Source organism: Paenibacillus sp. FSL P2-0322 (assembly GCF_037975315.1).
GTDB lineage: Bacteria > Bacillota > Bacilli > Paenibacillales > Paenibacillaceae > Paenibacillus > Paenibacillus polymyxa_B.
In genome coordinates this window covers 2,635,518-2,652,090 of record NZ_CP150243.1, presented here as the reverse complement: position 1 = coordinate 2,652,090, position 16,573 = coordinate 2,635,518, and the positions used below count along the sequence as shown (strand labels likewise).

Here is a 16,573-nt window from a genome sequence, read left to right as displayed (position 1 = left end):
CTTTCTACTTAATGGCCCTTTACTTCTACACTTATCGTTTGACTAGAAACTTCTCCTGAAGCATTGACTAACTCGGCCCGATACTCGTATGTACCCGGCTTTTGATTTTGGATGTTGGTGACTGCACTTTGGGCCTGCGGGCTTTGGCTTGGAAGATCCTGGGCGTCGATCAGTTCTCCATTTTCATATAAGTTGTATTTTGTCGCATTCGTGCCCCACCACATGTTCATTGTAAGGGTGTAGGTGCCGTCACCGTCCCAATTGTCATGAGACAGCACTGGAATACCAGGCGAAGCATCGGTCACTTCAACAGTTAACGGGTCGCTGGTCGTTTTACCAGAAGCGTTGATCAGTTCTACAGTATACGTGTAGGTACCATTGGTCTTGCCTGTAACAGGAATGACTGCATGCTGTGCTCCAGGGGAAGCGGCTTGCAACGATTGGGTGCCAATCAGCTTGTCGTTTTCATACAACTTGAGCTCATCACCATTCGTACCCCACCACAGATTCATGGTGATGTTGTAGTTGCCATCCTTCAGTCCAGTGTCCTGCCCGTTATCATGCGACAGCACAGGTTTTCCCGGCACTTCACCTACAGCAGTCTTTTCGACTCTAACGGTTACAGGATTGGATACCACTGTTTGACCGTCCAAGGTGACGCTGGCTGTAATCTCCGCGCTCCCCTCTTTTAGGGCCTTAAGTTCTCCATAAGTATCCAGTGAAACGGATTCATGACTGCTGATATACTGAACAGAAGCGCGGCTTAAATCAGCTTCGCTGCCATCTGTCAGCGTACCCTTGAGATGTGTCGCTGCCGTATCCCCAATGTTGAGGGTCGTTTGATCCATTGAAAGCTCTACTTCCTGCAAAGCTGCGCCTGCCTGAGCTGAAAAATCATCCAGTCCACGCGGTTTCAACTGATAATTCCCTTTGAAAATCGCCGAAATTCCCTTCAGCTTCACTTGCTGTCCTTCTTGATATGGAAAAGATGTCCGTGTTAAGCCTGTACGTGCATCGACGCGCACATGGTGACTTACTTCACCAGATACTGCATCAAATTCAAACGAACCTGCGGGAGTCGCGTCTATCACATTACGAATCATTGCCGTAGGAAGCTCAACCAACTGTCCTTGGTTCGCATCACTGAGTTCGATGATTTGTACAGCTTCCGGAAGTTGTCCTTCTCCCGTTTTTTCAATTGCCACTGGATCGGTTAACTCTAGCTCACTATTATACAGTGCCAAGCTTGCTGTAAGCTTTACTCGATCCCCTTGATGAAAGCCGCTTTGGTTCTGATATACATAAATACCGCCACTTTCATCCTGCATGTAAAAGGCTTGACCACCGAATGCACCTGGTTCTGTCGTCACAATACCCTCTAAGGTCACGACTTTGCCAGCCGGGAGACTCCGTGCTTCTGCGACACTGATACGAGCTGGAACCGTATTGCCTTCCTCAGGCAACGGCTGGGCCGGGACATCAGCCAGCACGACGGATTGGGTCAGCAGATTGCTGCCGTTTTGCCTCAGTCTAAGATTAGCTGAACCACTGGTTCCCGGCTTGATCCGCACCGTCAAGTCCTTATAGGCATGCCCTTTGCCGTTGGACTCCAAACTAAATGTTCCGCTATAGCCGTAAGAGGTTGGCCAGCTTCCATCCGGATTTTGAATCTGGGCTACTTGATTGCCGCCCGCTACATAAATACCTGTGCTAAATCCGCTAATCGTGCTGTTAGGAGCCAGTTGGTCGGCAGTAACTCGAATTTGAAAAGGCTGTGCATTGGGCAGCTGCTCTTGACGAACGATGCTGTACACTGGTTGCGCACTGGCTGTAGATCCGCCATAGGACCCTGCCTTGAATGTTTGCTGATCCCACCATTTGTAGCCGGCTGCGGGAGCGGACCAAGGCTCGGCTTGTGGTTCCGTGGAAGCCTGTGGCTCTTCAAAAGGCAGTAATGCCGTCGGCTGGTCCAGCTGTAAGCTTTTCACTTCCGTCAGGCTGGTATACTCCTCCTTGTTGGACAACCAGTCTACGATATTGACCAATAACACAGCGTCATCCTGCTCCTTAAAGCCGTCATACGTTGTCTTCTTGGTTCCTGTCTCTTCGCGCAAATATTTTGGCGTTGCATCTTCGACAGGAGACGAGTCCCCAATGAAAGCAGCTTTGCCTAGTCCTACTTTCGATACAGCTGCATAAGGTCCTTCTGGAATTCCGCCTCCGTTATAAACGCCCTGATCTACCGCGTTGCCCCAAGCCTGATTGGTTTTAGGAAGATATACGATTCCCTTGGCTTTCGCTGGGTCGATAATCGCGAGTGTTGATCCTGCATGCATTGCCACATTACTCACTCCAGCTGTAATGCCAAACGCCTGCGCTGGCTCGACAATCTGATTGGCCGTGATATCGCCTAATGCATTGTAGCGAAAGCGCACACCAAACTGGCTGCCCAGCCAATCTGAGCTGACTACGCCCTGCATCGCTGCTGAGCTTTTTTCTTCTGCACTCATTCCCTTCGCAGGGTCTTCCCATGCACCACGACGGTAGCCATTAATGCTCTCCGATCCGTCCCAGCGATTCTTGTTGCGGTCCGCGTTATAATGATCTCCAATGAAAAAAATACTATTGCCTGCTTTTACATACTGCTCCATTGCAGCCTGTTCGCTCTGTTTAAAAGGAATATTTGGCTCTGCCGTAACAAATACATCATAATTCTTTAGATCATTGTAAGTAATAGGCGTAGATTGGCGAAGCTCGTGTACATCATAGCCATTGCTCGCGAGGGCTTGGCCGAAGTCTGAAAATCCACCATCAATCACCCAATCTGCTGCGCCAGCTGTCTGTCCATGTGTATTATCAAACAGCACTTTTCTACCAGCGTTCTCATTGACCACTTTCGCAGCAATGAAGGGGGCTGGGTCCGCCGGACCTTCTGCCCGTACCGGTTGTATGCTGCCCGCAACACCAGCGTACAACGATAAAGTGAAAACCATAGCAGTTGCGTATTTGAAGCTACGGGATGTAAAGCGACGAAAGATTCCCATTATTCTCCTCCTGTTTGTTGGTTTAAAGCCCCTCTGGGGGGCATCAGATACAAATTTTAGCATTCATTTATGTTCGAATATGCATTGTTTTGTAAATCTTTAGGAATAATGAATAGGAAGTAAATTCCAATAAAAGAGATACACCGTATGCAGCAATGTGAGTACCGCAAATAGGATTTTCCCAGCAGCCCGGGGTCTCCTTTCCCCTGTAATCAGCTTTGCGCCATTCACGATCAATACCCATACGGCAATGAGAGCTGAAATGAGCGGTAACGTGCAAATTCCCCAGATATACCAGGCGGAATAGCCATACACTATCTGATTGTTACCATAGATGACCTGCACCCCGAGAAAAATCGAATTTAGTGACGCAATGAATGCAAGGTTGGACGAAATGTGATTATTCGTTTTACGGATATCTCTGATCACATATCTTACAATCCAAATCAGCAAGGTTGTGATGAAAAATAAGGAGGCGGCAGCGTAGCTGACAAGCAGAGTCCAGGTACGGTGCCAAAGTGTCGTCTGCTTCATGGTCTTACTGTCTGGGGCAACCATCATCCAAGTACCGTTTTCCTGATACAGCAAAATTTTAAGCTGGCCCCCCTTTTCCACAAACAATCCATCACCTGCTGCTTGAAACACTTTGTCTGTTGCTTCATTCTCATTTGGGTGTTTTCCTTTAACAATTAACGTATGATCATCTTGAATCCGCACGGTGTATGTAATGCTTCCCAGTATCCGAATCCATTTTCCCCAACCATGAACAGGATTAGAATCCACCTGATATACGCCCTCGATCTCTGGCGAAAGTTTCACTTGTGTGGAAGAGCGAGCTAGTGACTGCGAAACGGCCTGCGGCTCTGAGGGCAGCATTTGGGCTATCGCATGGATGACTTTTCCATGAAGCAGGGTGTCCGTGTCAGCTGAATTAATGATCACAAAAATACCAATCTTTTGGGACGGAATCAATACCATCTCAGAAATAAAATCATCAATTTCCCCGGTAGCCCACAGCATAGGTACTCCCGTCTCCAAATGACCACGAAAAAATCCGTAGCCCACGCCATCCAGGCGTGCATCGACTGCAAATTGCTGCGCATGTATCACTTTTACCGTATGTGGCTGGAGCACCACTTTGCCCTCATACTTGCCTTGGTTTAAATGAGTGATCAGATAATGGGAAAACTCGTTGGGTGTGACGTTCAACGCTCCTGCTCCCGGCAGATTGATATACGACAAAGGCTGTTTCAAATACGCTCCGTCCTTCCACTGATACGACTGGGCCAGTGCAGGATGATTTAACGGCAATTCCAGTGTCGCGCTGGGCATATTCATCGGCTGGAACAGATGTGTACGGAGGTAATCATTCAGTCCCTGACCGCTTACTTGCTCCACGATATTACCGATCAGACCGTAGGCGACATTGCTGTAATCATACTGAATTCCAGGTTTGCGGATGGGAGGCTGATTTTGAAAATACGTGCTGAGATACTGCTCTGTGGGCAAAACGCCTACCCGAGTCGAGCTGTTAATGTTGTACAGCGCTTCATCCAATCCCGAGGTATGTGTCAAAAGCTGATGCAAATTGAAAGGCTGATTTTGGTATTGTGTAGCTTTATAGCTGTGGAGATAGCTGTTCACGTCTTCATTCAAATCAAGCTTGTTTTGCTCAACCAGCTGCATCGTGGCACTTGCACTAAATGATTTGGTTAGAGAGCCGACACGAACAATGGTCTTTGCTGGATCAAATGCCACGTTCCGCTCCAGATCTGCATATCCATAGCCTTTACTAAAAAGGATTTGGTTTTCCTGGGTCACGACGACTGCAGCCCCCGGAATATGCAATTTTTCCAATTCTGTACTCATGATATTGTCCACTGTTTTTTCCAATGAATCAGGTGTTATGCTGTCTGTTGCCCATGCCGAAGCAATGAGCAGGTTCCAGAGAAACAACGCTGCTAAAAATGTGGATAGGTAGCAAAAGCCTTTATTCTTCATATTGAAGTACCATCCTTACGTATGAAGTTGATTTAATGATTTGAACCGTGCGGTGATTGCATAGCGAGCAGATATTTATACTCCGTATGGAAGCCATCAGCATGGCGCTATGGAATCATCGCACTTCCCATCGCGGGAGTGCACATAATAAAGCGAATCCTGATCGAGTCGCGTAAGCAGAAGGCTTCTTACCTGTCGATCAGGATTCATGTGTTACAGATTAAAAATTAGTGATTCAGTTCGTTACATCATCAACCGTAGATTTTCAAGATTTATGATGTGCCAAGTCTTGTGTCATGTCTTTGTCCGTGTTCCGAGTTATCTTTTGTATGGTGGCACGGATACTTTTTACATTTTCCTCGATAAATCCGGGTTCCAGCAGTTCATAATGATTGCCAATCAAGCTATGCTCTTCATAGCTACCTTGTGTAGCGTCTTTCCATAAAAGTCGATTATCTCCTGTACCCTTGACCGTTTCTGATCCAACGGCGACAAAGCCGTGAATATTCGCCTGAACGCTCTCTGTATTCACAAGCTGGTTGCCATATACCGCGTAAGCGATCATTTTACGTTGGTACGTTTCATTCAACAGCTCACGGTAGGAGTCGGGAACTTGTTCCAGCATGTCATGAATTTCATGCTCTGTTTCTTCAACTGTGAAGGGCAGGGCTTCCGCCCTTTTGACCGAATCGAGCATAAAAATATCGGATACAGTATGACCTTGACGTTCCAGTGTGTCAGCAACCTTATGCGCCAGATTACCACCTATGGAATAACCAAGCAGCACATACGGACCTTGCGCTTGCGTGCTGACGATCAAATCAACGTAACGTGCCAGCATGGCCTGCTCATCCGCAGCATCATCTACGAACTCCAACCCATACACGACTGCGTCCTGATCCAGTTGTTTCGCAAGCTCCGCGAACGACAGCCCGTATCCAAGCATAGGAGGAAAGCAGAAGATGGAGATCGGACCGTGTTCATTCAACCGAATGATTGGACTATCGGCCTTGTACTCCAGATCGGCTTTCAATAATGTGAGCGCCTGCGCTTCTATAGTTGGGAAGTCCAGAACACTACGGATGGGAAGCTCAATATCTGTAGCAAGGTGAACTTTGCGTATAAGCTCCAGTACTTTTAAGGAATGTCCACCTAACGTGAAAAAGTCATCGTGGATACCCACTTGTGGAATTTCAAGTACTTCCTGCCAAATGGCTGCCAGCAACTGTTCCACATCGGTTCGCGGTGCGACATATTCTATACCCGTGTGCAGCCCTTTGTCCGGCACAGGTAAAGCTTTGCGGTCGATTTTGCCGTTTGTCGTCAGCGGAAACCGATCCAGCTGTACAAATGCGGATGGAATCATATAGCTCGGCAGACTGGCCGACATAGCAGCTCGAATCTCACGGATGGTCAGCTGTTCATCGGCAGTGAAGTAAGCACATAATTGCTGCTGACCTGCTCCATCCCGCAAAGCGATAACAACGCTATCCCGCACGGACGGTACACTTGCCAGCCGCGCCTCCACCTCGCCCAGCTCAATCCGGTAACCGCGAATTTTAACCTGTTGATCAATCCGTCCAGCGTATTCCAGTATGCCGTCTTCACGCCAGCGAACAAGGTCTCCCGTACAGTACAGGCGATCTCCGTCCACCCACGGGTTAGCAAGAAATCTCTCAGCCGTCAGCTCAGGACGGTTCAGATAACCACGTGCAACTCCGTCTCCGCCGACAACCAGCTCACCCCAAGCTCCGACCGGCTGCAGGTTAAATGACGAATCCACTACATACGCCGTCGAATTGCGGATGGGGCGTCCGATCGGCACAGAATCCAGCTGTTCTTCCGTAATGTGATACGTCGTCGAAAAGGTTGTATTTTCCGTTGGCCCATAGCCGTTAATGATGTTGATGTCCGGATTATCGCGCAGGACCCGGTTAATATGGGGTGCAGACAAAACATCACCACCAACCAGCAAATACTTCACATCGCCGAAAAGTTTACTATCCTGCTGTGAAAGCTGATTAAATAACGGAGTGGTCAGCCACATCATGGTGACGCGATGATCTCGTATCGTCTCTTTAAGCTTGGCCGCGTCCAATAGATCATCCTTATGCACAAGAACAAGCTGACCGCCGTTCAGCAGCGCGCCCCAAATTTCAAACGTAGATACATCAAATACAAACGCGCAAGTCTGCAGCATTCGGGTCGATTCATCAAATGGCACATAATCCGTATTGCGGACAAGGCGCACGACACTTTGATGCTCAACAACGACACCCTTAGGCTTACCTGTTGAACCTGAGGTATAAATGACATAAGCAGCATGATTACCCGCTCCATCTATACCCAGATTGGAAGCATCTGCACTGTAGGACGTATCCTCATTCAGATTGACAATCTGTCCGTCAAAATAGCAACGATCCAGTAAATCCTGCTGGGCCAGCAGCAGCTTGGCTCCCGAGTCCTCCAGCATATAACGGATACGGTCCTCCGGATATTGAGAGTCTACCGGCACATACGCGCCACCAGCCTTCAAAATAGCGAGTGTTCCCGTAATCATATCCAGTGAGCGCTCCGTCAAAATGCCCACAGGTTCATCGGATTTCACCCCTGCCTCACGCAGCGTATGCGCTAAACGGTTGGCTGTCTCATTGAGTTCCCGATAGGTCAATGATTGATGACCCAAAGCTACGGCAATATGATCCGGCGTGCGCTCTGCCTGCTCCTCAAACAGTTTTTGGATCGTGTGATTGCTTGGATATGCAGAGGCAGTGTCATTAAACTCTCCTGTAATTTGTTGTTTTTCCGCCGCTGTAACCAGTTCCAGCTCTTCTACGCAAACATTCGGGTTAAGCAAAACTTGCTCCAACAGGTTCACAAAATGTCCATGCAGACGCTCAATGCCTGTTTGATCATAACTTAACGCGTTATACATAAAACGAATCTTGATGCATTCTCCCGGCATAACGACTAAGCTCAGATCATAGTTAGTCTGCTCTGCAGCCACCACATTGGAAATCGGGAATGTATCCTGCCCGTCACTTCCCAGTTCCTCGACCTGCTCATCTACTGGATAATTTTCAAACACCATAATATGGTTAATTAAATCCTGTTTCTGATCGGTCAATGCCTGAATCTCAAACAGTGGATACGTATCATATGCATGAGAAGCCAGCGCCTGCTCCTGCGTTTTCTTCATAACTTCTGCAAAAGATTCCCCTGCCTCACTAAGAATGCGAACGGGAATGGTATTAATGAACAAGCCGATAATATCCTCTACCCCGATAATATCTGATGGACGGCCTGAGACGACACTGCCAAATACGACATCACTGTGGTTGTTATATTTTTGCAGCACAATCCCCCATGCGGTTTGTAATAACGTATTCATGGTCACTTGATATCGCTTAGCCGTCTCCTCCACCCGGAGGGTCAACTCACGTTCCAAAACCGTCACCCAATCACTAGCCGTGTTGCCTTCACTCTTGCGACCGGATTTTACAGCTGGTAACGCTGTTTGCTGCTCATATCCGGATAAATAGCTGCTCCAGTAGTCGGTTGCCGCCTTGCGATCCTGTGCTTCCAGCCATTCAATAAAGCGGCTGTACGGCACTGCCGGTGCCAGTTCTGGTACTCTGCCCTCCTGAAGTGCTGCATAGCTTTCAAACACTTCTTTGTTTATAAGGGACAGACACCAGCCGTCCATGACGATATGATGAAAGCTCCATACAAAATGATAGCTGTCTTCTCCGGTACGTAAAATCGCTACACGCAGCAGGACATCCCGACGCAGATCAAAGCCCCGTGCTTTATCTTGTAGCTTGAAATTTTTCACCCAGGAATCTATTTCATCCTCATCTAGATGGTGTAAATCTTCATATTGAAAGCCGCAATCCCGATTTCGATACACCACCTGCAACGGTTCCGTATTTCTGCCAAAATAAAAATTTGTACGCAGCGCCTCATGTCGCCGAACCAGAATATTCAGGCTTTCTGCAAAAGCCCGAATGTCCATCTGACCTCGCATATCATAAGAAACCTGCTCAAAATACGCGTCATTCGCAGCTGCTTGACTATCTAGCTGGCTGTGAAACAGCATCCCTTTCTGCATCGGGGTCAGTGCATATACATTGTCAATCTCACCCGCAGCACCCATTTCAGATAAGAGGCTGTCCAAGCCCTCCACACTCATTCCTTTATAGGAAATATCACTTGGGGTAAGCTCCGGGTGTTCTTTATGGATGCAATGCGCCAAAATTTCACGCAGGCTCGATTCTAGAAATTTCGCCAATCGCTCGATCGTCTCCGCTCTATAGCTCGTACGGCTATAGCTAATCGTCAGACCCAGTTGGCCTCCCGAAATGATGCCGCCAAAATCAAGCGTATACGTTCGAGCCATGGTCGGGCTCAGCGGCATCCCACCCTCATATGAGGATGATTGCAAGTCGTTCCCTTTCATATCCTGATCGAACTGTCCCAAATAGTTAAAGCTGATTTCGGGATCTGTCGTAAATATGGCTGGAGATGCCTCCGGTGCCTGTGTCTGGCGGTCGGCTAAATATTTCAGTACACCGTAGCCAATCCCTTTTTGCGGGATGCCGCGCAGTCCTTCCTTCACACGCTTAATCCGTTGCGAAAGTGCCAGTTCTTCCGGCATTTCGAGCAAAACAGGATATTGGCTTGTAAACCACCCTATCGTTCGGGTAATGTCCACCTCTGGTAAAATGGCTTCACGCCCATGTCCCTCCAGATTAATCAGGAAACGCTCATGTCCGCTCCATGCTTGCAATGCCATTCCTACCGCCGTCAACAACAGGTCATTAATTTCTGTACGGTAGGCACGATTGGCCTGCTTGAGCAGCTGCTCTGTCTCTGCATGTGTCCACAAAGCAGTAACCGACTCACTATCGCCAATCAATGGCTTTTCGTGCTCGTTATGCCCGTAATCCTGCGGCAAAGGAGCCAGTTCCGCTTGTGCAAGTTTCCCCCAATACGCTCGCTCACGTTCCATAGCTGGACTGTTGGCATAAGCGTGCAGCTGCTCGGCCCACGTTTGGAACGAATCTGTTTTATGAGGCAGCTGAATCACCTGTTCACCCTTGGAGGCTTGATCATAGGCAGTCGCCAAATCCTCGAATAATATGCGCCAGGATACTCCGTCCACCGCCAAATGATGAATCACGACCAGCAGATGATCTCCATCCGGGCAACGGAACAGCCCCAGTCTCATCAGCGGACCTTCGCTTAGGGAAATACCAGATTGAATTTCATTGCATTTCGCTTCAATTATCTTCGCCAAATCTTGCTTGTTTACATCGCTGTCATTATAGTCAAAGCACTCCAGATGGTACGGTTCGCCTTCCTCTACACTGCGGTTCCATGCTGTACATCCGTTCTCCGACAAACTAAAAACCATACGCAATGCATCATGGTGCGATGTAATCTGATGGAGCGCCCGCCGTAGTGCCTGTTCGTCATAGCCTTCCTGACGATAGAGCATGACAGATTGGTTAAAATAATGTGGTTCTCCCGTTGGCTGTTCAAAAAACCAGCGCTGAATCGGTGTAAGCACTACATTTCCTGTAACCTCGCCCTGCTCGGCTATTCGGTTAACAGGCTGAATATATGTGCTTAATCCCGCAATTGTCGGGTATTTGAACAAGTCCTTCATTTCCAGCTTGTATCCAGCCTGAAACAAGCGGGACGATACTTGGATGGCCTTGATGGAGTCACCACCCAAATGGAAAAAGTTATCCTGAATTCCAACTTTCGGGATACCAAGAATGGCTCCCCAAGCCGTAGCCAGTGCCTGTTGAACATCCGTTTCGGGTGCCACATAATCCATACCTGTATCGAGATTGTGCTCAGGTGCGGGCAGTGCCCTGCGGTCTACTTTGCCATTCAGCGTCAAAGGCAGTCTGGAGAGCTGCACAAAGTAAGACGGCACCATATAGCCAGGCAGATCCTGCGACAAAATGTTACGTAAGTCGCTGGCGCTCAATTCACTGTCTGTTGCAAAATAGGCACACAGCTGTTTTTGTCCGTGATCATCCTGCCGCACGGTAACAACCGATTCCTTCACACCTGGAATCGTGGACAATCGGGTTTCAATTTCACCCAGTTCAATGCGGTAGCCGCGAATTTTGACCTGTTCATCCATTCTTCCCTTGTACTCCAGTACACCATCAGCACGCCAACGCACTAAGTCTCCTGTACGATAGCAATATTCTCCAGACCGGAATGGACTTTCAATAAATTTTTCCGCCGTAAGCTCGGGCCGATTCAGATATCCTCGCCCAACACCGTCGCCACCGACGATCAGCTCTCCCCAGGCTCCGACAGGTTGCAGCTTCAACGAACGATTGACCACATAAGCGGTCGAGTGATCAATTGGACGTCCAATGGGAATAGCCTGGGTTTGCGGTTCTGTAATGTCATAGATGGTGGAAAAGGTGGTGTTCTCCGTCGGACCATAAATATTGGCCAGGCGAAGCTGCGGGTACTCCTTCAACACACGATTGACGTGTGGTACAGACAACACATCACCACCCACGAGCAACTCCTTCAAGGACGCAAACACTCCGATTTCTTGCTGCGAATACTGATTGAATAAAGCCGTGGTCATGAACATCGTGTTAACACGATACTTGTCAATTGCCTGTTTGAGCTTGGAGGCATCCAGAATAGTGTCATGGCTTACCACATACAGTTGTCCCCCGTTCAGCAGCGTTCCCCAGATTTCAAATGTGGAGGCATCGAACACAACTGCGCCCAATTGCAGCATACGTGTATTTTCATCAAGCATGGCATAGCTTTTGTTTTTCACTAGGCGCACGACATTACGGTGCTCAATCATCACGCCCTTCGGCTTGCCTGTCGTACCAGAGGTGTAGATCACGTACGCAAGATCGGAGGAAGATCCCCCTGTTGTAATCGCAATTGTTCCATCCGTCTGAGCGTCACATTCAGACTTGCTATTGCATCGCTGTTCATCACTCAAATCGATGACCGGAATGCCGGGTTCAAAAGGAATCTGCTCACGTCGCTGTAACAGTAACAGCCCAGCACTGGAATCCTCCAGTAAATAACGGATACGCTCTTCAGGATAATCAGGATCAATGGGAACGTAAGCCCCTCCGACCTTCAAAATCGCCAGCATACCGACGACCATTTCAATGGAGCGTTCAGCCATAATCCCTACTCGCTGTGTCTCTGGCTCGGACCCGCGCTGTATCCCATGGGAAGCGAGTATGCGTGCCAGACGGTCGGCACGTTCATTCAGCTCGCGGTAGGTAAGCTGCATGTCCGCAAAGGTGATGGCCAGCCGATCTGGTGATTGCACTACCTGTTCCTCGAACAGCACATGCAGTGCTTGATCTCGTGGATACGGATAGTCTGCTACCGTATCATTGAATCTCTGCACAAGCAGCTCTTTTTCTTGGGCCGAAACCATTTCTATAGCCGAAAGAGCGATATCCGGCTGTTTTATAACCGCATTGATAAGCTGCTGCAAATGTTCAGTCAGTCGTTCGATGGTTTCCCGTTTGTACAGCCGAGTTCCGTATTGAAGAGCACAGGAAATTTGTTCTCCATCCTCCACTGCGAACAGACTCAAATCAAATTTGGCCGCCGTTTGTTCACTTGGATAAGATGCCAATTGCAGCCCCGCCAGCTGCTGCTCTTTTTGCTCTAGGTTTTGCAGTGCAAACATGGTGTCAAATAACGGATTACGGCTTAAATCTCGATCCACGCCCAGCTTCTCCACCAGCTCTTCAAACGGATAATCCTGATGTTCAAAAGCCTTTAACGCGTTATCCTTGACCTCCAACACATAATCGCGGAACGTTTTCCCGCCTTCTGGATAATTACGGATTGCCAGTGTATTGACGAACATCCCGATCAGACTGCCAAGATCTGCATGGGGCCGCCCTGCAATTGGCGAACCGACAATAATATCTTCCTGCCCGCTATAGTGGCTAAGCAAAGCCGAATAGGCAGCCAACAGCACCATATATAATGTCGATTCCGTCTGCACCGCAATGCTTTTTAAGCCTTCGCTTTGTCGTTGGTCAAGCGTAAATTCCAGCACATCTCCTTCAAAGCTTCTCACCGCTGGGCGTGAATAATCAGTCGGTAGATCAAGCACAGGTAGCTCTCCTGCGAAGGTATTGAGCCAGTAGTTTTCCTGTTCCCGGTAGCGTTCACTTTGCTGCTGCTTCTGTTGCCAAGCGGCGTAGTCTTTATACTGAATGCGCAGCGATGGCAGCGTGTCGCCTGCATATAAATGAATGAAGTCCTGAATCAGTACATTTATAGAGGTACCGTCCGAAATGATATGATGCATATCTATGAGCAAAATATGATGCTCTGGGTCTGTTTCAATCAAACCAACTCGGAATAACGGAGCTTGCCCCAGATCGAACGGCTGAACAAAGTTATGTACCAGCTCATCCGTTTCCTTTGGGGCAGCTCCGTGAGCATAGGTCAATTCCATGCGAAAAGGAACCTCGTCATGTACTCGCTGGACAGGTTCACCGTTCATGGTCTCAAAACTTGTGCGCAATGTTTCATGGCGTTCAATAAGCTGACGGAACGCGTTATCCAGTGCCTTGTGATCAAGTGAACCGGTCAGAGTCAGGGCACCAGGTATGTTATAGCTAATTCCCGCTCCATCAAGCTGATTGAGGATATACATCCGTTTTTGAGCCGAAGAGACCGCATAAAATGGCTTATTCTCCGTAACAGGGATGGATTCATAGGTGGTTTGCTCCAGTGCTTCAATAACCTGCGCCAGCTGTTCAATTGTCGGATGCTGGAACAAATCCTTTAGCTGCACATTTTTATGCAATTCCTTATAGATGAGTGATATGACATGTGTCGCCCGCAGGGAATGTCCTCCTGCCTCAAAAAAGTTATCCTTAATCCCAATGCGCTCAAGCTCCAGCACATCTTTCCAGATGCTAGCCAGTTGTGCTTGTAATTGATTTTGAGGAGGTACATATTCTGCGCCTGAGCTTACACCTCCCTCTGGCTGTGGCAACGCTCGGCGATCCACCTTGCCGTTGGGCGTCAGTGGCAATTGCTCCAGCTGTACAAAATACGACGGTACCATGTAGCCCGGCAGCTCCTGACTCAAAGCACTACGCAGCTCACTTGTCGCTACTTCCGCATGGGTGACCACATATGCGCAGAGCAGCTTTTGCCCCTGCTCATCTTCATGTGCAATTACAACAGCTTCTCGGACTGCCTCCAGCTTCAACAGCTGTGCTTCCACCTCGCCCAGCTCAATCCGGTAGCCTCGAATTTTCACCTGTGCGTCGATTCGTCCCTTATATTCCAGCGTCCCGTCCGCATTCCAACGCACCAGGTCCCCTGTTCGATAGCAGCGTTCGCCGCCACGGAACGGGCTGTCGATGAACTTTTCGGTCGTCAGGTCTGGGCGGTTGCGATATCCGCGAGCCACCCCGTCACCGCCGACGATCAGCTCCCCCCACGCTCCAATAGGCTGAAGCTGCATCGAACGGTCCACGACATATGCCGTCGAGTTATGGATCGGGCTACCAATGGGCACAGATGCCGATTGAACGCCGGTAATGGCATGTGTGGTGGAAAAGGTCGTATTTTCCGTCGGACCGTAGCCGTTAATGATATGTAGATTCGGATGGGCCTCCAATACCCGGTTAATATGCGGTACGGACAGCACATCACCACCAACCAATAGCTCCCGCATCCCCTCAAATAGTTCCAAGTCCTGCTGGGATAGCTGATTAAAGAGTGGTGCGGTCAGCCACATCGTGGTAATGCCGTGATTGCGAACAACTTCCTTGAGCTTGGGAGCGTCCAAAATAACATCCTGACTCACCAGCACCAGCTGTCCACCGTTCAATAACGCACCCCAAATTTCGAAGGTGGACGCGTCAAAGACAACAGACCCGGTCTGCAAAATGCGTGTGTCGGCATTCAAGCGTGCATAATTTGTGTTTGTCACCAAACGCACGACATTACGGTGCTCCACCATAACCCCTTTGGGCTGGCCTGTAGTCCCTGAGGTGTACATAATATAGGCCAAACGACCAGCTGCGCTCGCCTTCGGTTGTTCTCCAGCTGCATAAGCCTGCTGTATTTGTTCTGCTTGTTCTGATTGCGTAGCTTTTGGTTGCATGGTTTCTGGTTGTATGGTTGTCGTAGAAGCAAGTTCGGGACTGGCGAAAATGGAGTAGAACGGATCTAGGCAGTCCACGTATCCCGGATCAGTATTCGTCCCGTGATCATTCGGCAAAATTGGATCGTAACGATCAGCATCATCCGTTCCATAAATTGCAGCATCGCTAAGGTCAAGCACCATTCCCTTAAAATCAGTGGGCCGATGTTCCATTCGCTGCACGAGCAGTATGTCCGCACCGGAATCCTGCAGCAAATAGCGTATACGCTCATCCGGGTAATCAGAATCAATGGGTACATACGCTCCACCTGCTTTGAGAATTCCGAGCATACCGACAATCATCTCGATCGAGCGTTCAGCTACAATGCCGACCGTCTGCTCGGTGCGGATTCCCTGCTTACGTAAAGAATGAGCCAGTCGGTTGGCCTTTTCATTCAATTCTGCATAGGTTAGGCTATCTTGCCCACACACTACCGCCACCTGCTGTGGTGCCTGCTTCGCCTGTTTCACAAACAATTCATGAATAGACGCATGACGTGGATAATCCACAGTTGTATCGTTGAAGGTATGGACCAGCTGCTCTACTTCTTGCTCTGACAGTACTTGTGCTGTGGAAATCGCCAACTCTGGCTGCTGCAAAACAATAGTGTACAGCCGCAGAAGCTGCTCAACAAAGTGCTCAATCGTCGTCTCGCTATAACGGTCGCTACTATACTTTACGTTCAGGGAGACCGCTTCATGTTCCCATTGAAACTGGAAATCCAGTTCAGATTGTACGTGATTTAAAAAATCAGAAATATGAATATTTTGCAAGGATACTGTGGTGTGAATAAGAGGCTTTTCATCCTCATTACGTTGAATGTCAAGTAATTCAGAATAGTTCCAAAAAGGAATGTTTTGATGTTCAATAGCTTCGCCGACAGAGGTTTTGATTTGAGACAGCAAAGCTTTGAAGGTTGTGCTGGAATCCAGCGTATTTTTCAATAAAAGCAGATGGTTGATCGGCTTTGTAGCACCGTTGCCAGACTTGGCTACCGGGATGCCCAGCAGCACACGTTCCTCACCTGTGTATTTATGCAATAAGCTCTCTACTCCAGCAAGCAGGACCATAAACACGGCCCATGGAGCGCCACCTGTTATAGATGATATTCTTTGGGAAATTTCAGTTGGAAATGTGAGTGTGTACGTATGGGAATTTAAACTCGTTACAGTTGTACTTCTGGACACATGGTTGGTGTATGGTAGGCGGATGATATGATCCTCAGATTCCAGTTTATGACTCCAGTAATTTTTTTCCTTCTCAAATAAGGCTTTCAATGACATCCCTCCTGCTTCTCGGGGCCTGTTCCCCCGGTTGGATGGTGCG

General features: G+C 48.7%; 3 protein-coding genes. All 3 read right to left on the bottom strand.

Features of this window, described 5'->3' with window-relative positions:
* Positions 1-8 precede the first annotated feature (8 nt).
* Entirely contained in the window at positions 9-3,044 is a 3,036-nt protein-coding gene (locus tag MKY24_RS11665) for a chitinase N-terminal domain-containing protein (RefSeq protein WP_339202023.1), read from the bottom strand.
* A gap of 99 nt (positions 3,045-3,143) precedes the next feature.
* Positions 3,144-5,045: a serine hydrolase domain-containing protein gene (locus tag MKY24_RS11660; protein ID WP_339202021.1), complete on the bottom strand. Its 1,902-nt coding sequence runs from the start codon at positions 5,043-5,045 to the stop codon at positions 3,144-3,146.
* Between the two features lie 265 nt (positions 5,046-5,310).
* Positions 5,311-16,524 (bottom strand): amino acid adenylation domain-containing protein, encoded by an 11,214-nt coding sequence (locus tag MKY24_RS11655; protein ID WP_339202019.1) that lies wholly within the window; start codon positions 16,522-16,524, stop codon positions 5,311-5,313.
* Positions 16,525-16,573 lie beyond the last annotated feature (49 nt).